This window comes from Streptomyces sp. NPDC048420 (genome assembly GCF_040651535.1).
In the GTDB taxonomy this organism is placed as follows: Bacteria; Actinomycetota; Actinomycetes; order Streptomycetales; family Streptomycetaceae; genus Streptomyces.
Window position 1 is genome coordinate 40,847 of sequence record NZ_JBEZKG010000010.1, and the last position, 26,994, is coordinate 67,840.

At 66.9% G+C, this 26,994-nt stretch carries 27 protein-coding genes; 14 read left to right on the plus strand and 13 right to left on the minus strand.

All coding sequences use genetic code 11. The annotated features are described in order from the left end of the window. Positions 1–147 precede the first annotated feature (147 nt). The 3 genes from AB0D34_RS19460 to AB0D34_RS19470 are packed head-to-tail and all read left to right on the plus strand — an operon-like array spanning position 148 to position 1,417. Entirely contained in the window at positions 148–444 is a 297-nt protein-coding gene (locus tag AB0D34_RS19460; RefSeq protein ID WP_362663020.1) for a hypothetical protein, read from the plus strand. Continuing rightward, positions 432–851 (plus strand): hypothetical protein, encoded by a 420-nt coding sequence (locus AB0D34_RS19465; protein WP_362663021.1) that lies wholly within the window; start codon positions 432–434, stop codon positions 849–851. Before AB0D34_RS19460 ends, AB0D34_RS19465 begins: the two co-directional genes overlap by 13 nt. Then, positions 848–1,417: a type VII secretion system-associated protein gene (locus tag AB0D34_RS19470; protein ID WP_362663022.1), complete on the plus strand. Its 570-nt coding sequence runs from the start codon at positions 848–850 to the stop codon at positions 1,415–1,417. The genes AB0D34_RS19465 and AB0D34_RS19470 overlap by 4 nt, the downstream gene beginning before the upstream one ends. A gap of 300 nt (positions 1,418–1,717) precedes the next feature. Here AB0D34_RS19470 and AB0D34_RS19475 read toward each other — a convergent pair whose 3' ends face one another. The 6 genes from AB0D34_RS19475 to AB0D34_RS19500 all read right to left on the minus strand — a co-directional run bounded on the left by AB0D34_RS19475 (position 1,718) and on the right by AB0D34_RS19500 (position 8,461). Beyond that, positions 1,718–2,791, minus strand: a complete 1,074-nt coding sequence (locus tag AB0D34_RS19475; RefSeq protein WP_362663023.1) for a hypothetical protein — start codon at positions 2,789–2,791, stop codon at positions 1,718–1,720. A gap of 7 nt (positions 2,792–2,798) precedes the next feature. Continuing rightward, the gene (locus tag AB0D34_RS19480; protein WP_362663024.1) at positions 2,799–3,389 is read right to left on the minus strand and encodes a hypothetical protein; all 591 of its coding nucleotides are present in this window, start codon (positions 3,387–3,389) and stop codon (positions 2,799–2,801) included. A 68-nt stretch (positions 3,390–3,457) separates the two neighbouring features. After that, positions 3,458–5,653: a hypothetical protein gene (locus AB0D34_RS19485; protein ID WP_362663025.1), complete on the minus strand. Its 2,196-nt coding sequence runs from the start codon at positions 5,651–5,653 to the stop codon at positions 3,458–3,460. An 83-nt stretch (positions 5,654–5,736) separates the two neighbouring features. Further along, positions 5,737–6,165, minus strand: coding sequence for a hypothetical protein (locus AB0D34_RS19490; protein WP_362663026.1), 429 nt, complete (start codon positions 6,163–6,165; stop codon positions 5,737–5,739). A gap of 263 nt (positions 6,166–6,428) precedes the next feature. Next, a complete protein-coding gene (locus AB0D34_RS19495) occupies positions 6,429–7,193 on the minus strand; it encodes a hypothetical protein (RefSeq protein WP_362663027.1) in 765 nt (254 codons plus the stop codon). A gap of 782 nt (positions 7,194–7,975) precedes the next feature. Further along, a complete protein-coding gene (locus AB0D34_RS19500; RefSeq protein WP_362663028.1) occupies positions 7,976–8,461 on the minus strand; it encodes an ATP-binding protein in 486 nt (161 codons plus the stop codon). Positions 8,462–8,586: 125 nt separating this feature from the next. Between AB0D34_RS19500 and AB0D34_RS19505 the strand changes: the two genes are divergently transcribed. The 7 genes from AB0D34_RS19505 to AB0D34_RS19535 all read left to right on the plus strand — a co-directional run bounded on the left by AB0D34_RS19505 (position 8,587) and on the right by AB0D34_RS19535 (position 13,245). Then, positions 8,587–9,459 carry a helix-turn-helix transcriptional regulator gene (locus AB0D34_RS19505; protein WP_362663029.1) on the plus strand — a complete coding sequence of 291 codons (873 nt, stop codon included), beginning with the start codon at positions 8,587–8,589 and terminating at the stop codon, positions 9,457–9,459. Beyond that, positions 9,456–9,659, plus strand: coding sequence for a DUF397 domain-containing protein (locus tag AB0D34_RS19510; RefSeq protein ID WP_362663030.1), 204 nt, complete (start codon positions 9,456–9,458; stop codon positions 9,657–9,659). Before AB0D34_RS19505 ends, AB0D34_RS19510 begins: the two co-directional genes overlap by 4 nt. Before the next feature lie 182 nt (positions 9,660–9,841). Beyond that, a complete protein-coding gene (locus tag AB0D34_RS19515) occupies positions 9,842–10,180 on the plus strand; it encodes a hypothetical protein (RefSeq protein ID WP_362663031.1) in 339 nt (112 codons plus the stop codon). 76 nt (positions 10,181–10,256) lie between these two features. Next, positions 10,257–11,555 carry a hypothetical protein gene (locus AB0D34_RS19520; RefSeq protein ID WP_362663032.1) on the plus strand — a complete coding sequence of 433 codons (1,299 nt, stop codon included), beginning with the start codon at positions 10,257–10,259 and terminating at the stop codon, positions 11,553–11,555. 75 nt (positions 11,556–11,630) lie between these two features. Beyond that, positions 11,631–12,128 carry a hypothetical protein gene (locus AB0D34_RS19525; protein ID WP_362663033.1) on the plus strand — a complete coding sequence of 166 codons (498 nt, stop codon included), beginning with the start codon at positions 11,631–11,633 and terminating at the stop codon, positions 12,126–12,128. A gap of 48 nt (positions 12,129–12,176) precedes the next feature. Then, a complete protein-coding gene (locus AB0D34_RS19530) occupies positions 12,177–12,683 on the plus strand; it encodes a hypothetical protein (protein WP_362663034.1) in 507 nt (168 codons plus the stop codon). A gap of 211 nt (positions 12,684–12,894) precedes the next feature. Beyond that, positions 12,895–13,245, plus strand: a complete 351-nt coding sequence (locus AB0D34_RS19535) for a DUF4333 domain-containing protein (protein WP_362663035.1) — start codon at positions 12,895–12,897, stop codon at positions 13,243–13,245. Between the two features lie 466 nt (positions 13,246–13,711). Here the strand turns inward: AB0D34_RS19535 and mycP (AB0D34_RS19540) are convergent, their stop codons facing one another. The 7 genes from mycP (AB0D34_RS19540) to eccB all read right to left on the minus strand — a co-directional run bounded on the left by mycP (AB0D34_RS19540) (position 13,712) and on the right by eccB (position 20,973). Beyond that, complete coding sequence (gene mycP, locus AB0D34_RS19540; protein WP_362663036.1) at positions 13,712–15,049, minus strand: type VII secretion-associated serine protease mycosin; 1,338 nt, start codon at positions 15,047–15,049, stop codon at positions 13,712–13,714. Positions 15,050–15,139: 90 nt separating this feature from the next. Next, positions 15,140–16,552 (minus strand): hypothetical protein, encoded by a 1,413-nt coding sequence (locus tag AB0D34_RS19545; RefSeq protein WP_362663037.1) that lies wholly within the window; start codon positions 16,550–16,552, stop codon positions 15,140–15,142. Between the two features lie 39 nt (positions 16,553–16,591). Beyond that, a complete protein-coding gene (locus tag AB0D34_RS19550; RefSeq protein WP_362663038.1) occupies positions 16,592–16,906 on the minus strand; it encodes a hypothetical protein in 315 nt (104 codons plus the stop codon). 5 nt (positions 16,907–16,911) lie between these two features. Beyond that, positions 16,912–18,204: a type VII secretion-associated serine protease mycosin gene (gene mycP, locus AB0D34_RS19555; protein WP_362663039.1), complete on the minus strand. Its 1,293-nt coding sequence runs from the start codon at positions 18,202–18,204 to the stop codon at positions 16,912–16,914. 286 nt (positions 18,205–18,490) lie between these two features. After that, positions 18,491–18,784: a WXG100 family type VII secretion target gene (locus tag AB0D34_RS19560; RefSeq protein ID WP_362663040.1), complete on the minus strand. Its 294-nt coding sequence runs from the start codon at positions 18,782–18,784 to the stop codon at positions 18,491–18,493. Between the two features lie 67 nt (positions 18,785–18,851). Next, positions 18,852–19,172 carry a WXG100 family type VII secretion target gene (locus tag AB0D34_RS19565; RefSeq protein WP_007385064.1) on the minus strand — a complete coding sequence of 107 codons (321 nt, stop codon included), beginning with the start codon at positions 19,170–19,172 and terminating at the stop codon, positions 18,852–18,854. A gap of 223 nt (positions 19,173–19,395) precedes the next feature. After that, a complete protein-coding gene (gene eccB, locus AB0D34_RS19570) occupies positions 19,396–20,973 on the minus strand; it encodes a type VII secretion protein EccB (RefSeq protein ID WP_362663041.1) in 1,578 nt (525 codons plus the stop codon). A 195-nt stretch (positions 20,974–21,168) separates the two neighbouring features. On the opposite strand from eccB, the gene eccE reads away from it, so the two are divergent. From eccE to AB0D34_RS19590, 4 genes are all read left to right on the plus strand, one after another. After that, entirely contained in the window at positions 21,169–22,491 is a 1,323-nt protein-coding gene (gene eccE / locus AB0D34_RS19575) for a type VII secretion protein EccE (RefSeq protein WP_362663042.1), read from the plus strand. Further along, the gene (locus AB0D34_RS19580; RefSeq protein WP_362663043.1) at positions 22,491–23,321 is read left to right on the plus strand and encodes a hypothetical protein; all 831 of its coding nucleotides are present in this window, start codon (positions 22,491–22,493) and stop codon (positions 23,319–23,321) included. The genes eccE and AB0D34_RS19580 overlap by 1 nt, the downstream gene beginning before the upstream one ends. 137 nt (positions 23,322–23,458) lie before the next feature. Next, positions 23,459–23,785, plus strand: coding sequence for a DUF397 domain-containing protein (locus tag AB0D34_RS19585; RefSeq protein ID WP_362663044.1), 327 nt, complete (start codon positions 23,459–23,461; stop codon positions 23,783–23,785). Positions 23,786–24,075: 290 nt separating this feature from the next. Then, positions 24,076–26,943: an SCO5717 family growth-regulating ATPase gene (locus tag AB0D34_RS19590; protein WP_362663045.1), complete on the plus strand. Its 2,868-nt coding sequence runs from the start codon at positions 24,076–24,078 to the stop codon at positions 26,941–26,943. Positions 26,944–26,994: the final 51 nt, after the last annotated feature.

A 26,994-nucleotide genomic window follows, 5' to 3' on the forward strand; every position in this document is an offset into this window, starting at 1 on the left:
ACGGGGACTCGTAGGGTGTGCCAGTCGGTGGTGACCGTGCGGGTGGGCCGCCGGATGCTTTCGGTCAGGCAGACGGGCTTCCACCCCCGCGATGCCTCCAACACTGATCTCCGTGGCTATGTGCACGGCAACCATCCATCGGCATTCGTGGGAACCACCACCAACCCGGACGCCAACTGGGTGTCCCGATTCCGGTACGAGATCGACGCCCCCGGCGGTCTCGACGTCAACAAGAGCATGCCGGACAACCCGTACCGCCATATCGACCAGGAGGTCGCCTTCCCCGGCGGCATCGACCGCAAGCACATCAAGGGGGCCTGGGAGATCCTCCCCGACGGTTCAAAGGGAGAATGGATGCCCAACCCCCACTACCAACCGTCGACTCCGAAAGCACCTCCCAGCCCCCCACCCGCCTCTTCACTACCTCCTGGATGGACCCGATGAGTGGCTACCTGGTCCCCGACCGCTTCGACGTCACCGCCTACAACGGCGACCATCAAGCGTCCGTGATCGTGCGCTGGGAGGGCGAGAACCACGACTTCACGATGACCGCCGACGGCCCCTGGGGCCAGGTCGGCGGCAAGGGCCCGGACTGCTTCGACGCGCTCACCCGGATTCGCGAGCAGCTCGAACCCGCCGGATGGTTCCTGGGTGTCAACGGCGCCCGCCGCGACACCTGGCCCTCCGGCTCCTGCCGCGGTGCCGGAGGATTCCTCGTCTGTCACCTCACCCCGGGCGTCCTCCCCACCCGCGAGGACCTCATCCAGACCTTCCACGAGGCCCCCCGGGAGAAGCTGGCCACCGTCGCCGAGCAGATTCACTTCGAACAGCAATGGAGAGCTTCCCTGTGACCCCGCCGCCCCCGGCCCCGCCCCTGCCGTCCCCCCCGATCACCGACGCCCTGCGCGCCCAGGCTGCCCAACAACGCGGCGGCTACGTCTACGCGATCGACCCGTACTTCGACCCCGACGGCGCGGTCCCGCCGTACGGCATCGTCGGCGGCTGGTCCGTCAGCGACACGGGCCAACTCGTCGAGTTCTCGCACAACCCGAACTACCGCCCCTCGCCGGTGGCGCTGGAGTTCCCGGCACCGGCCACGGCCCTGGACGCCGCCATGCACCAGGCGGTCACCGGCTACGCCACCGAGGCCGACCTGCTCACCGCCTTCCGCGACGCCACCCTGATGCTCTTCGCCCAGGAGGGCCAACAGGGCCTCTACACCGTCGTGGACGACGACGGCACCCGCTACGTCCCCGCCTTCACCCACCCCACCCACGCCCCCGCCAACTGGCACCAGTGGCACCACACCACCGGCCACCAACTCGCGGCCGCGGGGGTCCCGGTGCGGCTGAATCCGGGGGGTCGGGTCAGCCTGACGATCCCTGTCGAGGCCTTGGGCCGACTGGGATCGCGATGACCTCGGCGCACTTACGTGACGTACCGAGGGCCGCGGCCGCCCGTCGGTACATCGCGTACGGCGACACCCAGCGCTCGGACTCGCGGGCGACGGACACGCCTTGGCTGTAGTGGTGCCGGGGACGTCCCGTCGGCCGTGCCGAGCGGGTGGTACCCGGTGTCGTTCGCGCGCCGCAGCCGCAGGCCTTCGCCGCCGTGGACGGGGCAACCGCTCTCCGGACCCTCCATATGCTGCCGCCTCGCCCCGGAGTGCCGGCCGCCGACGAGCAGAGCGGCTCGCGCAGCCGTACCGGCACCCGGTTCACGAGGAGAGTCGCGCCGGCGTGGAACATCCGTGGCGCGCCGCCGACTGTCCGGCGAAGTGCTCCAGATCCGCACGCTCTTCCTTGGTGAGCGGAGCCGAAGTGAAGTTGCGATCGTTCCCTTCCACCGGCGATGCGTGGTAGTAACCGATACCCAGGGAACCCTGGCAGGTGGATGACGTCCAGGTCGTGGACGCTTCGACCCCCGAGGAAAAATCATGGCCGCCGTACTTGCCGTTCACGACCGCCTCAGAGGTGTCGCTGAAGGGTCCGTACGCGGCGGTCAGTTGCATACTGCCGACGAGGACGCACTCTTCCACCGGCGCCCTCTCCGCAGCGGTCTCCTGCACCTTCGCCACAGATGTCGTCCCGGCGCAGGTCCCCGTCGCATCGTCCGCCGACACGGTCCTGGCGGTGGCAGCAGGAGCGGTGAGCCTGTCAGCATCCCCGGCTTCCGTTTCGCAGCCGGTCTTCTCCGCCGCACGTTGCGCTGTTCCGGTGGCCACGCGGGCAAGCTTGACGCGTATGGCCTTCGTGACCTCGGTGTCGTAGGGCGACTCAGCCGTCACGAGTATTCCGCTGCCCTTTTCCGGCGTCCAGTTCTCGCAGTCGAGGAGCACGGACGCCGTGGCTTCGTCGTCGTCAGCAGCCATCAGCCCCTGCCAACCCGCGTTCAGAGGTACGGGAAAGCTCTTCGGATCGCGCTGGAAGGTGTAGGCGCCGTATGCGTTGTGGGCGCCTGCCGAGGTCTCGATGGCGACCTCGGCTCCGCCCACCTTGCACCGAGTGGCCAGGCCGGGGGGCTCCGTCACATCGTCCGAGACATCGAATTGCCAACTCGACGTGTGGAAACCGAGACCGGACAAGGACAGCTTCGACTTTCCTACGAGATCAAGCACCGGGCCGACCGGGAGCATCCCGCTACACGCCCGACCGGTCCGGGTGGCGGGGTACTGCAGCTGAAATCCATAGAAACCGGAACTCAGTACGGCAAGCGCCACCACGGAACCGACCAGACGACGCCCGCTTTTCTCACCAAGGAAACGTCGGAAAGTCCGGTAGTCCACACCCATGTCGGTCTCAGCCGCCCGAAGCCCTCGGGGAGGCCGACCCGGACGCAGCTGCGGAGGGGGACGCCGAGCACTTGAAGACATCGTCACCGAGGTAGCTCGTGGCGATGGTCAGAGCGGAGACGAACGCCTTGGTCAGTGAGTCGTCGAGATTCCGCGCCGGGGGTGGTTCTTTCACCTCGACCTCCAGCACGGCGTGATCGCTCGTCGCCTCTCCCGGAATCGCACATGGAAGAGCCAGCCACGCCCGGTTCTGGTTCACGTTTCCCTTGGCCACCCGCACCTTGGTCGTCTCCAGGTATCCGGTGGTGGAACCAACCTTGAAGGTCTTGACGGTGGAAGGGCCCGGAGACCTGTACCGGTCGAGGTTGTCGATGCTGTCCGAGTGAAAGAGGTAGTCGACGACCACGGCGTGCTTCTTGCCGTAGACAGAGCAAGACCCGGCGGCAGTCCACTCGGTGGGAGAGAACTTGTCGACGTCCTCCTCGATGACGCCGCCGTCGCCGGCGAGCGTCTGGAAAGCGTCTCCATCGAGCTTGCCGCCGCACACCGGCTTACTCTCGTCGTTCGTCTGCTTGTCCGAACTGCTGCAACCTGCCACGGCCACCAAGGCAACGGCGAGTGCGATCAGGTGTCGAGTTCTCCGAGGAGCGCGTGACAACACAGTGATCATCGTCCATTCACTGAGGAGTTCCAGGCGGTTCCCGCCGTGTGCCCGGACTTCGCGGCCTGTTCCACGGAACCGGCCAGCTGGTTGAGGTCTTCGTCCGACATCTGCCGACCCGAGTGCAAGATGGCGTCCCTTACCGACGAGGCGCTGGATTCACCTGCCGCCTTCCAGCCCTCGGCGTACTTGGTGGCTGCCTCTCGTTCGGCTTCGTCCGTGGTGTCCTGTTGAACCTGTTCCACCACCATTGCCTGGATGTCCTCGACGGCCCAACCTGCGATCGTTCCCACGATCGGTGCGGCCGTACCCGTCGCCGCGCCGACCGCCATGCCGAGACCTCGACCGGCCCACTTGTCGCCGGTAGCCACGGCGTCGTTGAAGTCCTTGTCCGAGGCGGAGTGTTCCTCGAAAATGGCCTGGTCACGTGAGTCGCTGAGAATTCCCGCCACGACGCCTCCGGGATAGGCGACGTTCTCCATCGCGGCGGTGAGGTCCGACGGATTCCCGTTGGCCACCTCCTGCATCCAGATGGCCGTGTTCGCCTGGGACGCCTCAGTGATCGCGACATAGGCGTCAGGATCCCGCCCGACCGTCGAGAGGAACGGCTCCAGCGTCCCCATGTCGAGGTGGGCGTCCGCGCCGAAGGGCTTGATCGTGCCCTGTTCGTTGGCAATGGAGGCCTGCACATCCGCCATGTACTCCGCCGTCATGTTGCCCAGGCTGTCACGGAGCGCCTCGCGACCGTCGTCACTGGCCAGGCTGGTATCGCCGCCGACGGTGTCGACCACTTCCTTCATCAGGGCCGCACGCTCGGGGGTGTGCTTCACGGGAGCGCCGTCGTCGTCGAAAGCTCGGCCCGAAGTGGCGGACTCCATGGCGTGGCCGAGGTTGTTGTACCCGCTGGGGTTGCCGGGGTCGCCCGTGTAGCCCGCACCTTCAGGCCAGTGCCGGTCCTTCAGCAGGTAGTCGAGGTGGTCCACCTTCTCACCATCGATCGTGGCGTCGGAGGTGAGGAACTCGGTGGAGGCATCCGGGTTGTGCCCCAGGGCGTCCATGAATCCCGTCATCGGGTCGAGCGCCCCGATGTTCGTCGAACCCAACGTCCGTGGATAGCCCCAGTAGGCATCCGGATTCTGCCCGGCGTTGGCTCCGTTCTTCTCCGCGGTGATCAGTGCGTCGCCGTAGTCCTGAAGGAAGTCCTTGTCCCACTTGCCGTCGCTCATCAGGCTGCTGGTGAGCTGGTAGCCGCTGAGGCCGTACGGCGACTCGGTGGGGTTGGCGTTGAAGTCGCGCTGGCCCGCCTTGAGGAGGTCGTTCTGGAACTTGGTGATCTCCGGGTCGGGTCCGCCCTTGCGGTGGTCGTCCGAGGTCGTCGCCGTACCGACGGTCGTGCCCAAGTTCGCCTTGAGCTGCTTGAGTTGGGCCAGCTGTTCCTTGGAGAGCGTGGTCCCGGCCGGGGGGCTCATGAGCTCGTTGTACTTGCTCAGCATGTTCTCGCCGCCGGTCTTGATCGCGAAGTCCCTTGAGAACTCCGGGTCGTTCTTGTTGGCGGAGAGGAGCAGGTTGAGCTTGGTGATCTCGGCGTCGGAGAGACGCCCCTTCTTGTTCATCAACGCGGCCGCCTGGTCGGCTTCGACCGCGTCGAGGGTCGTATAGACGCTGGTGTTGAAGGACTGGCTGTCGCCGTTGTTGTCGCGTTCCAGGGCGGCGCTGGCGGCCTCGTCCGCGGCGGTAGCCACTTCCAGGACCCGCGTCAGCCGGGAGACGACAGAGTCCAGCTTCTCCTTGCGTTCCTTGGCAAGGGACGGCGAGGCGGAAGCGGTCGGGCTGTCCAGCCGCGGATCGACGTCCTCGACGCGGCCGTCTTCGTAGACCTTGAAGTTGTCGTTACGGGCCTCGTCGAGCAGCGCGTGCAACTGCTTCTGCGAGGCGCTGAATTCACCGTGCGCGTCCAGGAGCAGCTTGGCTATGCGCTCCGCCTCGGTGGCGGCGTTCTCGTACTCCGTCCGGGCCTTGCCCATGGTGACGAACGCGGCGTCGGCCGCGTCCCCGTCCCAGTGGCCCTTGAGGTGGTTGATGACCCGCTGCTCGAACTCCCGTTGCAGCGCGTCGTACTTGGCCGGCAGTGCTTTCCAGGACGCGGCGGCGTCGGCCAGCGGGCCGAGGTCGGCCTTGTCGAGGTAGGGGAGGGACACCATGTGCGACAGCTCCTTGTGAGGGGGTTTCGGTCCGACTCGATGGGCTCACCCGGACGGCGCGACGCCGGCCCGGGCGGGCTGGTTCACCCGAAGGGTGTGCCGATCGAGTTCTGCCGGGCCTGCTCCTCCTGCTCGGTGCGGGTGTAGTGGCCGCTGGTGGTGTGGAGCTTGTCGCTGATGTCCTGGAGCAGACGCTTGAGATTGATGACCTGGGAGCCCCAGCGGACGTCCATGGTCACCAAGGAACCGGCGGTGGCCCAGGACCCGCCCTCGGCCATGCCCCCGGCGGTGTGCTTGTTCAGGCCCCTTGACGCGCTCAGGCAGTCGTCGTCGGCGCCGTTGTCGGCGTTCTCGGTGTCACCGCGGAGTTCGACGAGCGCGTTGGCGGCTTCGTCGAGCCGCTGGGTGTCGACGTTCGTGCCGCCGCCCCCTCCGCCGCCGTCCGCGGGCACGGAGTTCAGCCGTGTCTGAGTGGATCCGCTCTGCTGCGGCCCATCGAAGGGAGTACTCATCCCTTGTCCCATCCCCGTTGTCAAAGTGGTGGACATGCCCGCTTCGCTCCCCGTTCTACGGCCTTCATGTCATCCGTACGACGTGAGGTGCCCACTCCGGCCGAGCCGCGCGCTCGGCGCCGTAGGCACGGACATGCCAATCAAGCAGGCCGAAAGATACCGGATCTTCCTCTGCGTGGACCACCGTTCACCGGACCGTGAGACGCGAACGCGAACGGCCCGACGGACACCCGCCCGCCGAGCCGCCCTTCACTCGCCGCGGATCACAACTTCGGCGCCGCCACGACCGCACCGGTCGGCGCCTTCGCGCCCACAGACGTACCGAAGTCGGAGTCCGCGAGGTCCTGCATGTCGGAACGGGTGCTGTCCTGCTTGATGAAGTACGGCTTGCCGGTGGTCGCCACGTACCACGTGACGGACTCACCCTTCTCCGCCAGTACGACCGCCACCGCCTGCTGGCCGTCCACCGTGCTGACCTTGCCCTTGGTGGCCTTGGTGTCGGCGTCGAGCGTGTCGGGGGCGGTGATCTGCTCCGAGTGGCACCAGGAGGCGAGCTTCGCCATCAGTGCGTTGCTCGATGTCCCATGGACCCACTTGTCAGCGGACAACGCGGTCTCACCGATGGCCGAGTTCATGCCTTTGGCGAACGTCGAGTCGGGCTTGGCCCAGATATCCTTCCCCTTGCGGATGATCTCGAAGGAACCCTTCCCGGAGAGTTCGACAGTGCCAGCACATTCCGTGGCGGAGAGCCGCAGATCACTCTTGGTGCCCTCACGCTCCATCTTCTCGTGGAAGGATCCCGCCGCGGCATTGGCCTTCATGCCGGTGTCGTAGATCTCCTTGGCGGAGAGCTTCTCGATTCCGTTCGGCTCTGCGGCAGGACTGGCGGACCCGACCGTGGACGGCGTGGAACCGGCTGCGGACTCCGCGGCATCGCTGTCGCTGTTGCAGGCGGTGAGAGACACCAGAGCGGCGGTACAGGCGACCGCGGTGACGGCATGCCGAATGGAAAGGTTGTGCTTCTGCATGGATACCCCGTAGATATTCGTTTGCGGGCGAACTGAGGTGATCATTCAACAGCAATCGCCCGACAATTCAACTCGGTTCCCCACCGGCGGAGTCATAGCCCGAAACCCTCAGGGATATCGCACGCACCTCAACACCGATAGGGCCGTCGCAGCTTACCGGAACTCGCGAGCAAGCGAAGACAGAGTCTAATCGCCGGAGTCGGCCCGCCCGACACAAGAAACAGCAAAGGAACAGCGACAGACAGCCGCACGCTCGAACAGGCAGTGAATCACAGCGATATCCCCACCCCATGACCACCAACACTTCACACAACCCACCGAGATTCTCCGCTCCACGCGGAACCATTACGGGTGCTCTTCAAACACCCCGGCGCCGTGCTCGAAAATTGATCCGATGGGACTCTTCGACAAGTTGACCAGAACCCAGCACCCAGCCGACGATGTCGCATCGGCCTGGGCGAAGGAGGTACGGACAGCACTGCTCGGCCTCAACCGACCCGACCTCCCTACGTCATCCGAGACGGCGCCCCGGAGGACGCCGACCTGGTCGCGGTCGAGGTCGGCCTGATCCAGGCCTTCGTCCCAGTTCCAGGCGAAAGAGTGCCTGGCGCACAGGACTTGATGGTGATCACCTTCAGGACCCCCAGCACGGATCACATGGGAGGACTACTGCGGGGTGATCGCCGAGCTCTTGCGAAGCCTGGCGCTCGCATCCGACGGGGCGACGGTCCGAATCCTTGGCTCCAGCAGGGGCCAGTGGATGCCTTTCTGACTCCGCGGCCTCAGACCGGGGCTTTGATCTCCGCCCACACCGTCTTCCCGATCCCGCCTTCGCGTTCTTGTACGCCCCAGCGGTAGGTCAGCGCGTCCACCAGCATCAGCCCACGCCCGCCGATCTCATCCTCACCGGGGTGCCGCACCCTTGGCAGGCCCTCCCCTGCATCGCTCACCTCCAGCCGTAGCAGCGCTTCCTCCCTCAAGTGGGCGATGCGCAGACCGACTTGGCGGTCCCCTGGTGCCCGTGCCCGCAGAGCGTTGGTCACCAGTTCTGACAGCACCAACTCCGCTGTGTCGAGAACGTCTTGATCGACACCCCAGCCAACAACTGTGGCGTAAAGCAGTGCTCGCGGTCTCGGGACAGTGCTGCGGTGACGAGGAAGGCGGCAAGTGATCTCGTGAGCATCTGATGGCTCGGGCTGCATCGCCAAAGCGACCCCTGGAGTTCGTAGCTGATACGCGTTACCCCGGGCTATGGGCGTGGACCCCATGCTCAGCCCAACCGGCTCTCGCAGCGTAGGCTCCGTGCAAAATTGCACAGAGCTTCAGCAGCTCTCTTCACTCTTTCGAGTAAAGGCCTGCTTCTCGACGGGCATCGGCTGATAGGGAGTTGCACATGCCGTCTGTGAAACCGTCCACCGTCCTCGGCAGGCAACTCGGCGACGAGCTCAAGCGCTTCCGTGAAGCCGCAGGAGTCTCCATGGCAGAGGCCGCCGAAGTGCTTGACTGCACCAAGGGAAAGATCAGCCGTCTGGAGAACGGCCATGTGCCGGTCCGCGCACCAGATCTGGAAGCCCTGATGCGCGCCTACAAGGTCGAGAACCCGGAGACGCGCGATCGCCTCACCTCCTTGGCCCGGAAGGCCAACCGGCGCCGGCGTGACGGCTGGTGGCATGAGTACGGTTCCGTGCTCGGTGACTCCTACCGGGACCAGATCGAGCTGGAAGCGATCTGCGAGCGCGTTCGGACATACGAAGTCCAGCTCGTTCCCGGGCTGTTGCAGACGGCCGAGTACGGGCGCGCGGTCACGGTCGCGTCGCGCGCTTGGCAGACGGCCGAGCAGATTGACCGGTTCGTCGAGGTACGACTGGCCCGTCAGCGACGGCTGACAGACACGACTCCTCTCGAGCTCTGGGCAGTACTGGCCGAAGGGGTCCTACGTCAGCATGTCGGGGGTCAGTCGGTGATGTGCACTCAACTGGAGCACCTGCTCACGATGGCGGAACTGCCCAACATCACCGTCCAGGTCATGCCGTTCGCGCGCGGTGCACACTCGGGTATGTTCGGTCCGTACCTGGTGTTGAGCTTCCCACGGGTCGCCTCGCTCGATCTCGTACTCACGGAGACCCCGTCAGGCAACATCTGGGTGGAACAGGAAGCTGAAGTCGCTTACTACCGGGCTCTCTTCGACGACGCACGCACCACTGCGCTACCGCCGACGGAATCGCTCGCGCTGATCCATCGCATCGCGAAGGAGTACCGAAGTTGAACCGTGAAGACCACATACCGACCGTCCTCGCGGGAGCAGCGTGGCGCGCAAGCAGCTACAGCGGTGGGCAGGGCAACTGCGTGGAGGTCGCCGACGGCTTCGTCGCCGTACTCCCCGTCCGCGACAGCAAGCGCCCCGGGGGCCCTTTGCTTGTAGTCAGCCGCGACGCTTGGCGCACCTTCCTCGACCAATTGCGGTGACCAGACGTATCCAACAGCGGGCCCGACCGTACCAGCGCCCCTTGAGGAATCTACGTCCGCTCCACTAGCGGAAATCGCCGACGCCCCTGCCGGCCGTCCCCGTCTCCACGGGCAACCCGGTCCGCACCACTTGACTAGATTTTTTGCACCATCTTCAAAAGAGTCGACATTAGGGATAGATCATGTCAATCGGAACGGGCATCGACGATCCGTCAGCCCTGAATCGGGCCGGCGTCGGCGCGCAGGAGATGGCGAGTCGAACACGAACCGTCGGCACTCACCCCGTGGGCGAAACCCGCTCGGCGTCCAGGGATTTCAACAGTGGCAACTGGGATGGTGGGTTGGGCGGAACGCTGACCGGACTGGCGGAAGTCTGGTCAAGTCAGGTATCTGCGCTAGCAACCGACTGCGACAGCCTCGCCAGTCAATGCGGCGGTACAGGCATGCTCTACCAGCGCACCGAAGAGACGAACACGCAGGCCATGCACGCGCTGTCCAGCAAGCCCTCCCCCTTCGGCTGAGCTAGCCCCAGATCCATCAGCCACCAGAGTCACCGGTCCGACGAACACATCACGCCACGGGGGAATCACCACAGCCATGCCCACCTATGAGCAGCTGTACCACCTCAACCTCAGCAACCTGAAGGCCGCCGCTGACCGCTGGCAGGAGACGGCCACCAAGTTCAAAGATCTGCACACCTCGTACGATGACCAGGTGGCTCGGCCCTTCCGAAGGGCCGGCTGGACCCAGCCCGTGCTGACGGCGGGGAAGGCGAACAACGACGTACGCGCTGCCCACCAGGAGTTCGAAGACGCTCACAACGAGGCGAAGGGCATCGCTGGTGTCCTTGCCTCACTTCATGCAGAGCTCCAAAAAGCCAAGGCCGACCTCCATCATCTCGCCGACGTCGACGCCCCGAATCAGGACTTGCACGTCAGCGGCACCGGCGTAATCAGTCCACGCCACAACCTCTCGCAGGACGGCGGTGCCCGTCACGATCCCGACGGCCAGGCCCTCATCCGCGAACAGCAGCAGGCATGCGATGCCTTCGTCCGCCGTGTCGAAGCCGTCCTACAGCTTGCCGCCGAGGCCGACGAGACGGCCTGTTGGGCGCTTCGCCGCGACCTCGGCACAAGCCGAAGTGGCTTCAACTCGAAGGCCGTCGTCTCCCTCGATGACGCCGCAACGACCCGCGCGGCCGAACTGAAGAAGAAAGACACCACCGACGTGAAGACCGACGGCTGGGTCGCTGAGGGCAAGGCCGAAACTTCCGGCCTCGGCGTCGGAGCGTTGGCCAACGGCCCCGACACCGGGGCTGGCAGCCTGGGTGAGGCCGAGGCACATGCCGACCTCGGCCGCGCGAGCGCAGAGGGCTCGCTCACCAACGGCATCTTCAAACTCGCGGGGGAGGCCGAGGCGTACGCCGGAGCCAAGGCAGGGTTGAACAGCGGCTTCAACAATGAGGGGGGCCAGTTCGGGGCCAGTGCCTTCGCCGGCGGGGAGGCCTCAGCCAAGGGCAGCGCCTATGTCGGTCCCGTCGGTGTCTACGGCCGGGCAGAAGGCAAGGCGGGCGCCGAGGTGACGTCCACTGCGACTGCCAACCGCGAGGGCCTGACCCTGACCACGGACGCGTTCGCCGGGGCGAAGGGCGGCGGTGCCGTCGGAGCGGACGTCGGCGGTATCGGAGCGGGCGCGACGGCAGAGGGCTGGGCCGGTGTCGGTTATGAAGCGGAAGCGGCCCTCGGTAAGGCCGAAGACGGCAAGTGGAAGATCGATACGCATTATGGTGCCGCTCTGGGCCTGGGTGGCGCCGTGGGCTATGAGTTCACCGTCGACCCGGGGAAGGTCGGAGACACGATTGGTGACATCGCCAACGGGCTTGGCCGTCTGTTCTGACGCCGGACTCCGCAGCCCCACTCTTCCAGGGAACCGGTAACCCCAGGTACCAAGCAGTAGCAAGGAGAGACCGAGATGGCCACGACTCTGCCCGTACCGATCGAGTTCGAGCTGCCGGACGGCTGGCTTGCCGCGCCGCCAGACGATGTTGGTGCGCCTGATACGGCGTTCATCGCTTTGCATCCTCAGCCTGACGCCGGATTCACCGCGAACATCACGATCGACGGCGAGTACCGGCCGGACGCGGCGACGCTTCGCGAAATCGCCGACAGCTCGGTGGCACGAGTGCGCAAGGCCGGTGCGGTGGTCGAACTCACTGACCGGCGTGAGATGGGCTCTACGGAGGTACCTGGCCTCATCCAGAAACTGGCCATCTCTGCCACTGTCAGCGGCGTGCCTCGCGACCTCGTCCAGGCTCAGGTGTACTTGTCTCTGCTGGACGTCACAGACCCACACAAACGGGCAGTGATCCGGCTGGTCTTGACGTCCAGCGCGGCCCAACACCACACCCTCCTGGGTGACTTCGAAGACTTTGTGCGTACGGTCCGGCCGGGCACCAGGGCGGTATCGTAGCCGCAGCCCACCTTGCACATGCAACTCACACCCTCATAGATTGAGATCATGGGACTTTTCGACAAGCTGACCGGAACGAAACGCCCCGTCGACGGCATTACCCCGCTGTCCGCTGATGAGGTTCAAACGGCTCTGCTCAGCCTCAACAGCCCTGACGTTCCATACGTCATCCGGGCTGGCCACGAGGAGGGCGCGGACCTGGTAGCCGAATGGCGTCTCATGGAACCCGCCTGGCGAACCTTCTTCGTTCGCACTCAGCTGAGCCGAGTGTTCAAGGTCCATATGCGTCTGGTCCCGGAGAAATGCGAAGTCCGTACCCTCGACCAGCAATTCGAGGTTGACTGGGTCGGCGACACACCCCGGCTCGCCGTGGCAGCCGAGGTCCAGCGTGGTCAGGTGAGGACCGTCTCAAAGCAGCGGACGCTCAGCAGAAACGAGGAAGGCAACCGAGAAGAGACCTTCAGTTTCGACAGCAACGACTTGAAGGACCCTCTACAGAACGTCGTTCTGAAGTCCGGCTGGATCTGGCGCGGTGTCATCTCCGGCAAGCTGTAAGAATGCAGGAAAGACCCGCCTTCTCGTAGAAACACTCTTCGCCGGAGGCGGCGTTTCGCAAGGACAGGCACTCTTCGTGGAACCAGCCCGCCGATGTCAAGCCAGCTAAACTGAAGAATGCATGGAGCAAGTCCTCCGTTCAGGCTGATATCCAACTGACAAGCGTGCTTCTCGCGCATCCCTTTTCTCGATCACCTGGATCGGAGCCCCCATGGCCATGCCCCGGCCTCTCGTAACAACTGCAGTCATTTCAGCCGTAACCGCCAGCATGCTCCTCGTCGGCTGCTCGGCCACGGCCAACGTTGAAAAGTCTGAGCCCAAACTGTCTGCGGATAAACTGGCCACCACACTCGCGAAGAAGCTCGCTGCCACAACAGGCCAGCCGACGCCAGACGTCACCTGCCCCGAGGATCTCACCGGTAAGGCTGGTACCACCACCCGGTGCACACTGACGACGGGCGATGGAAGCACCCTGGGCGTGACGGTCACCGTCTCCTCCGTTGAGGGAGACCAGATCAACTTCAACTTCGAAGCTGACGACAAGGCTTCCCCTGCAAGTTGATCTATCTTCATTCCAAGGCTTCGTAGCAGAGATCACCACTCCTGCTGCCGATGAAGTTGGGTCAGCAACGGGGATTCAACCTCCATGAGGCCGGCGCTGCCCGGCGTGCGCCGAGCCCTGCCCATCACAACCCAAGGCCCTCACCGTCTTCCCGGCGATCCAGAGGCGAGCGCTGAGTACGCGTCCCGTCGTACGCCCGGGTACTCGGGAGCTGCCACCCGAGCGCACGCTTACACGACGGCCAGGACACGAGGACGTACATATTGAGCGCCGGCCGGTGATAGCAACAGCACCAGGCCATAGCGAGCACGGCGATCAGGAGGCGCACCTCGCGTCAATCAGCCGGCGCGCGATACGAAGTCTGACCGTCCTGGGGCATAACAGCAGCGTGGGCGCAATGACGAACTGGTCGTCATTGCGCCCACGGATACTCGGATCAGATGAGTCCCGCTGATGCCCGGGCCTACTATTGCTGCGGCGGCCACTGGCTGTGTGGCGGCGTGGGCTGCTGCTGGTACGGGTTTTGTTGCGGCGCAATCTGCTGCTGGTAAGGATTCTGCTGCGGCGGGGCAGGCTGCTGACCGTACTGCGGATAGCCACCCGGGCCGCCAGGCCCACCGTTGTTGTTCTTGTTGCGTCGGGACAGCTTCACAATCAGGAGAACGATGAGGCCGATCACGACCAGGGCGACAATGCCAAGGACCACGAAGAAAAGCATTTGCTTCTGGTCTGCCTTTTCTTGTTCTGCAGAGTCTTCGGTCTTGGACGAGCCAGCAGTCGCGGCAGCAGACGGGCTTTCAGATCCTGTTCCAGAAACCTTGAGCGGTCCATACTTCGAGCCAACAGGGATATTATCCGTCAATGCAGCCAGCGGACGAATTTCGCCGTAGCCGTACTTCTCGTTAGGAAGGGAGATACCCTTGGCCGAAGAGGGAAGGACGGCGGTCTTGACAAGGCGATTCGCGATCTGCCCTGCTGTCAGATCTGGATACTTCGATCGCAACAGAGCTGCTGCGGCGGAAACGAATGCGGTTGAGTTCGAAGTTCCGTCTGAGATGCGGAGCTTATCTCCAGGCCACCCAGCGCTTACGATCCGAGTAGCAGGGGCCGACAGCAGGACCTCCGGTCCAGTGTTTGAACCTTCCCAAATCGCCCCATCCTGCGTCACTCCCCCAACGGCCAGGACGCCAGGATATTTTGCAGGGTACTGGATCAGCGGGTCCTTATTCTGATTTCCGGCACCTGCGACGACCAAGACATCCCGTTCCAGTGCATAGGCAATGGCTTCTCGGTCTGCTGCACCATCTTTGGTAGTGAATCCCGAAATGTTGATGATTGAGGCACCCTGGTCCACCGCGTAGCGAATTTCATCGGCAAAACTGAAGTCGCGGTCGGTGTTGTCCCTAATCGGCAAAATCTTGGATTCTGGAGCCAGCCCCATTACGCCATCGGCGTCGCCTGATCCGTGGCCATGGCCAGCAATAATTGCGGCCATTTCAGTTCCGTGTGAAGGGTCCTCCTCAGAAGTGTCCGGCGATGCATCATCGTCGCCGTCACTGAAGTCTTTCCCTTTTAGAACGTTTCCCTGCAGGTCCACATGTTCGGCATTCACACCAGTGTCAATTACGGCAACGGTGACACCTTTACCTTCGGAGATCTTCCACGCGGTCTCGGCCTGCAGCGTCTGCAGAGCCCACTGAGCCTGTCTGGTCTGGTCGGCAGAAGCAGCGGGAGCCATTGCCAGGACCAGCGCGCCAGTCAATGCCGTGGCGCTCAGTGCGCACGTCGTTCGCCTGAAGGCCATTTTCCGTCTTCCCTCTCCCAGTGCCGAGCGTGGGCGTGGCCCGGAAGTCACGCCCACGCATCTTGTCACGTGCCCGTAAGCACTGAGCGACTACTCAATCACTCGAGGGGCCGCGTTGGTCTGCGGGGTCCACGTCTCCTCGTCCTCGACCAGGTAGTCGGGACGCTCGCCCTCGTGCTGTTCGTCTTCCTTGCGTCGGCCAGTGCGTGAACCGGGGGCGCCTGCGATGCCCCCCTTACGGACAGCGCTGGCTCCCTTTCCTGCGGCACCGCGGCTGCTGTGCAGACCCGACCCACCGGCAGTGCCCCTGCCCGCGCCCGCACCGGACTTCGGCGTGCCACCGACTACGCCCCCACGAGCCGATCCTCCGACACGTCCGGTTGCGCCCTTGGCGGCACCTGCGCCGCCCACGCCGCCTGCGCCAGCACGACCTGCCGTACCTGCAGCCCCGGCACCACCGACCATGCCACCGCGGGCTGCACCGGCTCCAACCGCCCCGCCAACCGCGCCGCCGCCAAAAACAGCGCCTCCTCCGACGCCACCTCCGCTAGCGGATCCACCACCGACACTGCCGATGCCACCAGGCGAAGGCGCACCTGCGCGACCACCGGACACGCCGTCAATCGCAGTAGTGACTTGAGGTTGCGTCGTGGTCGGCTTATGTGCACCACCCGTGATACCCGAGGGCGGAGCAACAGGCTTCGATGAGCCAATCGTGCCAACCTGGCCCCTAGGAGCGGTGCTTGAGGCTACGGCTCTTGGGCTTCGAGGAGCAGTCTCCGTCGGCACGATTACAGGAGCGGGTGCAACGCCACCTGGATCACCCGGCCAATCATCACCATCGCTGATTGTGCCTGTACCCGGCTTCGGCGAGGGCTTCCACTGCCCCATCTCCGCAGCCCGACTGTTATAAGCCGCCCCCAACGCCTCCATCTTCACAGCCATCCGCAGCTGCGCCTCGCGCCCCTCCGACAGGCTGCCCGCGTTGTCGTCAAGGGCCGACTGCGAACTGGCGCCGCTCTTGAGGGCGTTGTTCGCGCCCGAGTCGTCGCGGTCGCCCATGTTGCCGATGTAGTCGAGCGTGCTGGAGACCTTGCCCGGCTTCTCCATCGCCAGGACCTCGGGGCGGATCTCATCGAGCTTCGCGGCGGCGCCCTTGAGCGACACCGAGGTGTGGTCCGCGTACTTGGCGCTGTCGGTAAGCTTCTTGCTGATCACCTGTGCCCGCGCCTTGAACAGGTCCGCGCTCTGTCCTTCCCAGTGGGCGAGGACATGCTGCACGGCGGTCTCAAGGGTCTCCTTGATCCCGCCGCTCCCCACGAGATCCTTGCTGAGGGCCTCCCAGGCCTGCGCGACCCTCGTCACGGTTGCCGGGTCGGCGTCCTGGACCATGGCCTTCATCTGGTCCATGTCGAAATCGAGCCCGAAAGCCGTGGTGTGCTTCGCAGAAATGCACTGATTCGTCTCGACGTACTCGAAGTCGTCGATGTCCTTGTCGCCCATGTCTACAGCCCCCTCATAACCACGTAGCAGGACATCCCGTTACTTCCTGTTGAACGCCGCATAGTTCTCCGCCTCAGCGTCGCTGAACGCGTCATGCGTCCTCTTCGTCTTCTGCCCGAAGTCGTCGAGCACTTCTTCGAGGTGCGCGACGATCTCGTAGAGACGTTCTTTCATCGCTTCGTGCGCGTCGTACAGCGCCTTGGCCTCACCGAAGCCCGTACCCAGCGCGCCCTGCGGCAGGTACGTGTTGCCCATGCAGCTCGACTTGGACGTCGTCATGTCCTTGATGACGCCGTTGAGCTTGGTGATCGTCCCCTCGATCTCACTAAGATCAACCTTGTACTGCTCAGCCATACCACTCAGCTCCCCGTTGACTCCACGTTCTTACCCACACCCTGCTTACGCCGCCAGTCACTCAGCACCCGTCCGCCCCCGAACAGAAGCAGCACCAGCGCGAACCCGGCCGCCAGGACGTACAGCGCGTAGCGTTCCGTTCGTTGCTGTTCGGTCTCGCCGAGGACCAGGGTCGCGGCCTGGACGTCGGCGGAGCCGTCCGCGGGGCCGGCCGAGTCCGGCTTCGGGCCGTCGGCCGAAGGCACCGTCGTGTCGTCGTTGACCGCGGCCGCCGGGTCGATGACGCCCCAGCCGACGAAGTCGTCGCGGTCCGGCTTGCTCCGGTCGGCGGTCTGCTCGATCTGGGTGATGACCTGCTTGTAGCTCCACTCGGGATGCTTGGCGCGGATCAGGGCGGCGACTCCCGAGACATACGGGGCCGCGAAACTCGTGCCCTGGTCGACGCAGTTGCCGCCCACCGGGACGGTCGAGACCATGTCGATGCCCGGCGCCGCGACACCCACGAACGGGCCCGACTGGGAGAAGGGTGCACGGGCGTTGTTGCGGTCGGAGGCCGCGACCGCCAGCACGCCCGGATAAGCCGCCGGGAACGTCTCCTTGACCTTGCCGTCCGCACCGTCGTTGCCGGCCGCGGCCACGATCAGCACGTCCTTCGACTGGGCGAACTCGATGGCCGAACGGAACTCCGCGTCGACCGACGGAGCCATCTTCGACGCGGTGTCCTGCGAGATGTTGATGACCTTCGCGCCCTGCGTGGCCGCCCACCTGATGGCCTGCATCATCGTGCCGACATTGCCGCTGCCCTGGTCGTCGTTCTGACGGATCGGGATGATCGTCGCTTCCGGCGCGAGGCCGATGAAACCGGTGCCGTCGAGCTTCCTGGCCGCGATGATGCCCGCCACCTTGGTGCCGTGGCCCACCTTGTCGATCTTGCCGTTGCCGCCGGAGTGCAGGTAGTCCTTGCCGTTGGTGACGGCCGTCTTGAGCTGTGCGTTGACGGTGTCCACGCCGGTGTCGATGACAGCGACCTTGACGCCCTTGCCCTTGGTGTCCTGCCACAGCTGGTCCAGGACGACGCGCTGCAGCGACCAGGGTGTTCCCTTGATGATGTCCGACGGGAACGAACAGCTGGTGTCGTCGACCTGGAAGCGCACGTCGTCGTCGGCCAAGACCGTCCGCACCCGGTCCGCGGCGGCTGCCGGTGCGGCGCCCGCGAAGGGCAGCCCACAGGCGAGGACCGCCAAAGCGGCGGTGCCTGCGGCGCTCCGATGCGCGGCGCGCGATGCCCCGGATCCCACTTGTTACGTCCTCCCGTTTTGTTTCCGTACGGCGCGCATGAACCCACCAAAGGAGCCGATGAACCAACTCTGAATCGATACATCAACTCTGAGTCGATAACATCAACTCTGAGTCAGCGGACCACCTTTGAGCCGGCGGACCACCTTTGAGCCAGCAGACCACCTTTGTGCGGGTGGCCACCTTTGAGCCGATAACCCGGCTATGAGCCCAAACGTCCACACGCCCCGCGAACCGCCGATGGGGGCGAGCACGCTGTCGCGCACCCGCCCCCATCAAGCGATCACGTCAGGCGCCCCAGATCCTGGCGTTGCTCGACTCGGTCGCCTGGTAGTTCTGGGCGGCGCTGTCGAGGGCCTTGGCGATGGCCTCAAGCGTCTGCTGCATGGAGGCGGCGCGCTGGTCCCACTCGGCCTGCTTGGCGCGGTAGGACTCCTGCGCCGAGCCTTCCCAGCTGGCGGAGATGCGCTTCACGCCGCTCTCGAGCTCGTCCAGCTGCGTACGGATCTTGCCCGCGGTGCTGCGGACGTCCTGCGCGGCCTGGGAGATCGTGGCGAAATTTACAAGAATCTGCCCGGACATCTCTTCTATGTCTCCTCAGATGTGTGGATGGTCGGTCACGGACGTGCACCGTGGCGCACGGGTCCGATCATCCGAAGGGGGACGAGGCCGCGATGTTCTGGATGGACGCACGCTGCTCCTCTTCCGAAGCCGCGTAGGCCTTGGTGCTCTGGTCGATCGCTTCCTTGATGTCGTTCAAGATCTGGTTGATCTTGTTCGCATCCTGGTTCACCTGCGACTGCAGGTTGTTGTACGCGGTGGCCGCCGAGCCCTTCCAGCCGCCCGTGATCGTGTCGATTACGGTCTGCAGCCGGGAGATTTCGCCCTGGATCGAGGAGTTGACCGAGGAGATCTTGCCGCTGAACGCGACCATCTCCTCCTCGGTCATGGTGAACTGCTGTCCAGCCATGTTGTGTCCCCCATGAGACGTAGGAGTTCTGAGTAGACCCTCACTCGGAACGCCGTCACCGAATGGCGGCAGACGTATCCAGTCCGGTCTGGTTCCACTCTAGTCGCATCCGCTGACAGAGCGAACATCAGTTGGGGCTTGTAGCAAGATCGCGATGAAGTCAACTCACCTTTTTCACAAGTGCGTTCGTGAAGTGTGAGTGACACGGGACCAAGCAGCGGGCTTACGACCCCTGCGCCTGCTCCGCGTTGCCGCTGCTGAGCTCCGGTCCGGCCGCCAGCAGGTCCGCCCACGTCGCCGGGACCGACGCCGCGCGGATCTTGCCGTAACCGAGCCGGACCTGGGAGGTGTTGGTCTGCTGGGTCTGGGAGTCGGCCTTCTCGCCGCCCGTCACCTCGCTGTCGTTACGCGCGGGGATCGAGTAGCGCAGGCCGGTGTCCGTCACCAGGAAGGTGCTGCCGCCGCCCGCGTCGGTGCCCGTGATCCTCTTGAAGAGCAGGCCGCTGCCGGGCGAGACATAGGTCCGGGAACCGCTCTGGGAGACGTCCTTCGGGAAGTCCTTGCCGGTCCAGACCGACATCAGCGCCGAACCGGTCGTCTCGTTCTTCGCACCGCCGTGCCAGATGCTGCACGAGGTGTTCTTGCCGCCCTTCTCATAGACGGTGTTGGCCTGGGTCACCAACTCGTCGGGCCAGTTCTTCCCCGCCAGCCACTCGCCGGACTCCGGTTGGATGTCGTTGAAGAGGACCTTCACCGGCTTCGGGTTCGTGGTCCCGTACACGGCACTGATGAAGGGGTTGTACAGCCACATCTGCGCCGTGAAGTCGGAGACCGGCATGACTCCGTCCTTCAGCACGATGAACTTGTGCGTGGTGTTGCCGGTCGGAGCGTCCAGGACGAGGCCCACCTTGGAGTACTGGGGAAGGAGGCCCTCGATGTGCGCCTCCGATCCCGCCGGCGCCCCCAGATCCTGCAACGTGGGGAAGTCGAGGTCTCCCACGATGTTCAGCGTCTTGATGAAGTCCGCGCCGACCTTCTGCGGCTGCACTCCGCTGCCGAACACGGCGCGCTCGATGTTCGACGACGTCTTGTCGCCCGAGAGCCGCCAGGTCTTGCCGCCGATCAGGTAGGCGCTTCCGTCCGAGGTGACCATGTACCGCGGCCCATGCCCGACCTGCGGGTCCGTCGGACCCTCGATGTACAGCACCTGGTTCCGCTTCAACTGCCCGCCGCTCTTCTCGAACAGCTTGGTGTTGTCGCTCTTGTCCAGCACGTACGTCGCACTGACGGGCTGCCCGTCCTGCCCCGGGGCCTGGCACAGCGCCCAGGTCTTCGCCGTCTTGGCGTCGTCCGCCGAGGGCAGCCGGTCCGGGGCGAAGGGGATGCCGACGGTGGCGCCCATCGGGTACTTGCTGTTGTCGAGCACCGACTCCTTGATCTTCAGGACCTGGGGGTTCTCGCCGTTCAGCAGCAGCTTGGCGGACGCCAGGTTGAGGACCGGGTGCAGGCTGAGCTTGTCCTCGCCCTTGGTCTTCACCAGCACGTAGCGCGTCGTCGACTCGCTGCCGACGAGGATGTTCTTGCCCTGCGCGTTCCAGCCCTTCGGCGCGGCCGGGCTGAGCATGCCCCAGGCACCGAATCCGATGAGCACCAGCGCCGCCACACCGAGACTCGGCAGGACCGTCTTGAGGGGGCGCGGCGCGGCTTCCTCCGAACCGTGCGGTGACGGCTGAAGAAAGGCCGCCACCGTGCGCCTGCGCGCGAAGGAGTAAGCGTTCAGCTCATCCCGACGTGTCGCCATCGATGGGTCAACTCCCCGTTTTTTCGCTTTGTTGCCGAATGCGGAACTCCCCAGGGCCGCCCGGTACTCCGTGGCGTTTGCTCCTGCAGGGGCCTCTACTATGCCGTGTGACGATCGCACCGTACGGTACGGGGTACGGTGATCCGCCGCCAGCTCAAGTCGCGGCCAGACAATGCAAAGGGGTTGTACCGGGGGATGAGCACTGCGACCAGGTCCCGGCGCCGTAACGGCAGCCGTCGTACCCAGGGAACCCAAGGGCCGGGGCCGGAACCGGCACAGTCCTCGCCGCCCCCGAGTCCGGCCTCGCCGTCGCTCGCCCGGCGCCCCGGCAGCATCGGCCCCATCCGCGTCCAGCAGCTGGTCGGCATCGAACTGGCCGCCGCCGTCCTGCTGATCGGCTGGCTGCTGCGCCCCATCGGCCTCACCGTCGGCATCGTGCTGGCCGTGCCGCTGGTCCTGGCCGGACTGCTGCGTCGGCGCGGCCGCCCGCTGCCCGAGTGGTTCAGCACCGCCCGCGCGCTCCGGGACCGCCGCAAGCGCAACGCCGAACCCGTGCCGCCCGGCACCGACCCCGGCTTCGCCCCGGCCGTCGAGTGCGACCCGGCGCTGCGCACCTACAGCTTCCAGGACCGTGAGCAGCGCGAGATCGGCATGATCGGCGACGGCACCTTCCTCACCGCACTGGTGCAGGTACAGGCCGCCGACACCCCCCTGCGGCCCGCGTACGGCACCGGGGACGTCCCCCTCGACCTGCTGCAGGGCCTGCTCGAGGTGGACGACATCCGGCTCTCCTCGGTCCAGGTCGTCCAGCACACCCAGCCCGCGCCCGCCCCGCACCTGCCCCCGCAGGCCATGGCGGTCCGCTCCTACGGGCCGCTGCAGGCCCAGAGCATGACGCCGGGTCTGCGCATCACCTGGGTCGCGCTCAAGCTGGACCCGGAGCTGTGCCCGGAGGCCGTGGAGGCCCGCGGCGGCGGTATGCAGGGGGCCCGGCGGGCGCTGCTGCGGGTCGCCGACCAGCTGGCCAGCCGTCTCATGGGAGCCGGCATGCAGGCCAAGGTGCTGAGCGAGGCGGACATCTGCGGCGCCATCGCGACCTCCAGCTGTGTCAACCCGATGGCCACCACCGGCGGTGCCGCGATGGACGGCAGCCGCTCGGGCCGCCGTACGGCGGAGACCACCCGTACCTGGCGCTGCGACGACCGGCTGCACACCACGTACTGGATCTCCCGGTGGCCGCAGTTCGGCGCCGGTCCGTCCTTCCCCCGGCTGGTCGGCGCGCTGACCTCGGCGCCGACGCTCGCCAGCACCTTCTCGCTCACCATCAGCAGGCGCCGGGGCAACGTCATCGCGCTGTCCGGACACGTACGTCTGACCGGCCGCGGTGAGAACGAACTGGGCGAGGCGGCCCAGCACTTGGAGCGGGCCGCGTCCGCGTTCAAGGTCGGTCTCGTACGGCTCGACCGTGAGCAGCTGCCCGGAGTTCTGGCCACCCTGCCGCTGGGAGGTACCCGCTGATGTCCGCTCCCACCGTTCGTCCCTCGGGCCGTTCCGGCTTCGGGTCCTCCAACAACCCCGGCTTCCCCGGCCAGCGTCCCGGCCATCTGCCCCGCTCCCCCGAGCCCGCCCGGCCCGGTCCGGAGCGGCGGCTGCGGGCGGCCTTCGGTCTGCTCGGCCCCCGGCGTGAGCGCCACCTCGTCGACGCCGGCGTGCTGGCGCAGCTGTCCCTGCCCGTCGGCGACGACGGTCTGATCCTCGGCATCGACCAGGACAACCAGCCCGCGGTGCTGGGGCTGTGCCGTCCCACCCGGCTCGACATGGTGCTGGTGGGCGGCACCTGGATGGCCCAGGTCATCGCCCTGCGGGCGGCGGCGATAGGCGCGCGCGTGGCCGTCGAGACGGCACGTCCGCAGCTGTGGGCGCCGATGGCGCAGGCGGCCGGCGGCGGCCAGCAGGCAGTGACGGTGCACCAGGTGGGGCGGATCGCCCCGCAGGGCCCGTCCCCGGCCAGCCCGGTGCTGATCATCCGCGACCTGGGCATCCGTCCGCCGCGCAGCCGTCTCACCACGGCGCCCTGGCAGTCGGTGCTGACCCTGCTCCCCTACCTCGGCCAGACCGCGCCCCGGCTGCTGGCCAACGCGGACGTGGTCGGCGTACAGCGGATCTCCCCGCAGGAATCCCAAGTGGTCGGCAAGTCCATGCGGTTGCCCCAGGGGGACGCCGCGTCCCTGTCGTCCCTCTCCGACAACGTCGCCCTGTGGTGTACGCAGAAGAGCCGGCAGTACGTGATGACCCAGCCCACCGACGCGGAGACCGGCCTCCTCGGGGCGCCCCGCCGGATGGACTGACGGGCGGTCTCGTGCCTCGGCCAAGGCCCCGGCCCCTCATACGAGTTCGTGACCATACCGTTGCGCCGTGTGAGGGGTCCCAGGCCAAGTAGGGTGCTCCTGCACGAGGTTCGCTCATGAGAAAGGGCCCGCCGACCATGACCGACGCGGACAACATCGCCGCAAAGACACCGGACGCGGATGTAAAGGCGCGAAAAGAGCGGGAACGGGACGAGTTGTACGGCCTCGACATCTCCGGCGTCGAGTGGCACAGCGCGCCCGGTACCGAGGAGCACGAGGAACGCGTCGAGATCGCCTACCTCCCCGAGGGCGCGGTGGCCATGCGGTCCTCCCTGGACCCGGACACCGTGCTGCGGTACACGGAAGCGGAGTGGCGGGCCTTCGTACTCGGCGCCCGTGACGGCGAGTTCGACCTGGAGCCCGCACCGCACTACGGCGGACGCACGGCGGAGCAGGCCGAGTAGCCGAGCAGGCACACCGGCCCGGGCTCAAGAGACAGACAACCGCCACAAGGACGACAAGGCCGACATCGAGGCAGCCGGCGGTCCGCGGTGCGTGCGAGCGCACAGCGGACGGGCCTGCCCCGCCGACGGCCGTGGCGTTTACGCTTGATGCGGGTGCGACGTAAGAACCCACGGGTGGGTTGTTCGCGTCCAGGGGACTTCAGTCGGATCGGACAACAGGAACGGTCGCCCCCAGCCCGGCACATGAGTGCCCACCCGGCACGAGGGTGCTCGACCAACCAGGAGGAATTGTGCAGAGCGATCGGGACGGGCTGCGCGCGGGCTGGACCACGCCCAGCGACGACCAGTCCGACGCGGAGTCCGCCACCGAGTTGACGGGCGAGTTCACCATCGACTACGCCGCACCTGCCTGGTACACGCAGAGCGCGGCGCCCGAGGCCGAGGCACCGGCGCCCGCCCCTGCCCCCGCCGCGCCTGCACCCCACCCCGGCTACCCCGATACGTCCGGTTCCGCACCATCGCCGGTCGGCGCGCCGGCTCCCGGCCCGCAGTTCGACCCGTCCACGGGCGCACCCGGCACGACACCGCCGCCTCCGCCGCCGTGGGCGGGCACCCCGGGCGCGACCCCCCAGCCGCCCGCACCCCCGCACCCGCAGACCGGCTACGGCTACCCGCAGCCCCCCGCACCCCCGCACCCCCAGAGCGGCTACGGCTACCCGCAACCGCCCGCTCCCCCGAACCCCCAGAGCGCTTACGGCTACCCGCAACCCCCTGCCCCCACGGCACCCCCCGCGGCCGCGGCGCCTCCCGCACCTCCCGTGGCTCCGACGGCTCCCGCACCTCCCGTGGCCCCCGCAGCGCCTGCTCCGCCCGTGGCCCCTGCGCCCCCGGCATCGTCCAGCGCCCAGGGCGCCGACGCGGAAGGCCGTGCCGACACCCCGTCCGCCGCCGCTACGACGACGAGCGCACCGCAGCCCCCCGCGACCCCGTCGGCGGAGGCACCGACGGCACCCGAACCGCCGGCCCCCGCCGAAACCGCCGAGGCGTCCGCGGAGTCCGCGGAGTCCGAGGCGGGCTCCGCCGCACCGGCCGCCCCGGCTCCGGGTGAGGAGGCCTCCGCGTCCGGCTCCGACAGCGACGTCACCGCAGCCGACCAGGGCACGGATGCCCCCGAGGCACCCCCCACCCCCGAACCGGCAACGGCAGAGGCCCCGGACACCACCACACCCCCGGACACCACCGCGCCCTCCGCCGCCGCCCCGAACGCTGACACCGAGTCCGCCGCCGAGCCGCAGCCCGCCGCGCCCGAGGCCCCGGCCGCCCAGCCGGCCGTACCGGACCAGCCCCCGGCCCCCCAGGCCCCCGCCCCGGAGCAGCCCGACGCCCAGCAGGAAGGCTGGCGGCCCCCGCCGGCTCCGCAGGGCGCCGTTCCGCCGCTGCCGCCCCAGTTCGCGTCGGCGGACTCCGGTGCGGTGCCGCCGCCGGCCCCGGAGTGGACGACGGGCGGGCAGCCGCAGCCGCCCGCCGCTCAGCCAGGCACCCCGCCCGCGCCCACCCAGCCCCAGGCTCCGCAGCCCGCGCCCTCGGGCTGGTCGGCCACCCCGCCGCAGCCCGGGTCTCCGGCGGCGCAGGGCGGTTACGGCTACCCCCAGCCGCCCGCCCCGCAGCCCGGCCAGGGCGGTTACGGCTACCCCCAGCCGCCCGCTCCCCAGAACCCGCAGAGCGGCTACGGCTTCCCGCAACCGCCCGCCCCCCAGCCCGGCCAGAGCGGCTACGGCTATCCCCAGCACCAGCCCCCCGCGCAGCCCGGCCAGCCTGTTCCGCCGCCTCCGGCCCAGCCGCAGGGGCAGCCGGGGCAGCCGCAGTTCCCGGGACAGCCGCAGCCGCAGGCGCCCAACCCGTACGGGAGCGCTCCGGGCCAGCCCGGTGTGGACCCCCGCACCGGCGCGGCCTGGCCGGCGGCGGTCCAGCACGACCAGCGGCAGCAGGTCGCCGGCGCGGGTGCGCCGCTCGGCTACAACGCGGCCGTCGAGCTGACCTCGGACCGGCTGGTCAACAGCAAGAAGCAGAAGGCCAAGAGCAGCCGTCCCGCTCCGGGCGGGTCGAAGTTCAAGCTCGGTGGCAAGAAGGAGGAGCAGGAGAGGCAGCGCAAGCTCGACCTCATCCGCACCCCGGTGCTGTCCTGCTACCGGATCGCGGTGATCAGCCTCAAGGGCGGCGTGGGCAAGACGACCACGACCACCGCTCTCGGCTCGACACTCGCCACCGAGCGCCAGGACAAGATCCTCGCCATCGACGCCAACCCGGACGCCGGCACCCTCGGCCGCCGGGTGCGGCGCGAGACCGGCGCGACCATCCGTGACCTGGTCCAGGCGATCCCGTACCTCAACTCGTACATGGACATCCGGCGGTTCACGTCCCAGGCGCCCTCGGGTCTGGAGATCATCGCCAACGACGTCGACCCGGCCGTGTCCACGACGTTCAACGACGAGGACTACCGGCGCGCGATCGACGTACTGGGCCGCCAGTACCCGATCATCCTCACGGACTCGGGCACGGGTCTGCTCTACAGCGCCATGCGCGGGGTGCTCGACCTCGCCGACCAGCTGATCATCATCTCGACGCCGTCGGTGGACGGCGCGAGCAGCGCCAGTACGACGCTGGACTGGCTGTCGGCGCACGGGTACGCGTCCCTGGTCTCGCGGTCCATCACCGTGATCTCGGGTGTGCGCGAGACCGGCAAGATGATCAAGGTGGAGGACATCGTCACCCACTTCGAGCAGCGCTGCCGTGGCGTGATCGTCGTACCGTTCGACGAGCACCTGGCGGCCGGTGCCGAGGTCGACCTCGACATGATGCGGCCAAAGGTCCGGGAGGCGTACTTCGACCTGGCCACGATGGTGGCCGAGGACTTCGTGCGGGCCCAGCAGGAGCAGGGTCTGTGGACGGGGCAGGGCGGCAACCAGCCGCCCACCATGGCGCCCCCGATGCCGGGCCAGCCGCAGCCCCCGGCCGGACAGCCGCAGCAGCCCCCGTTCCAGGGCTTCCCCGGCGCCCAGCCCGGCCAGCCCTGGCAGACGGGCCAGCCTGGTCAGCCGCAGCCCGGTTTCCCGCAGCCGCCGTACGACCCCAACGCGGGTCAGCCGCCGCAGCAGTAGCCCCACACGAAAGGAGGGCCGGCACCTTCACGGTGCCGGCCCTCTTCTCGT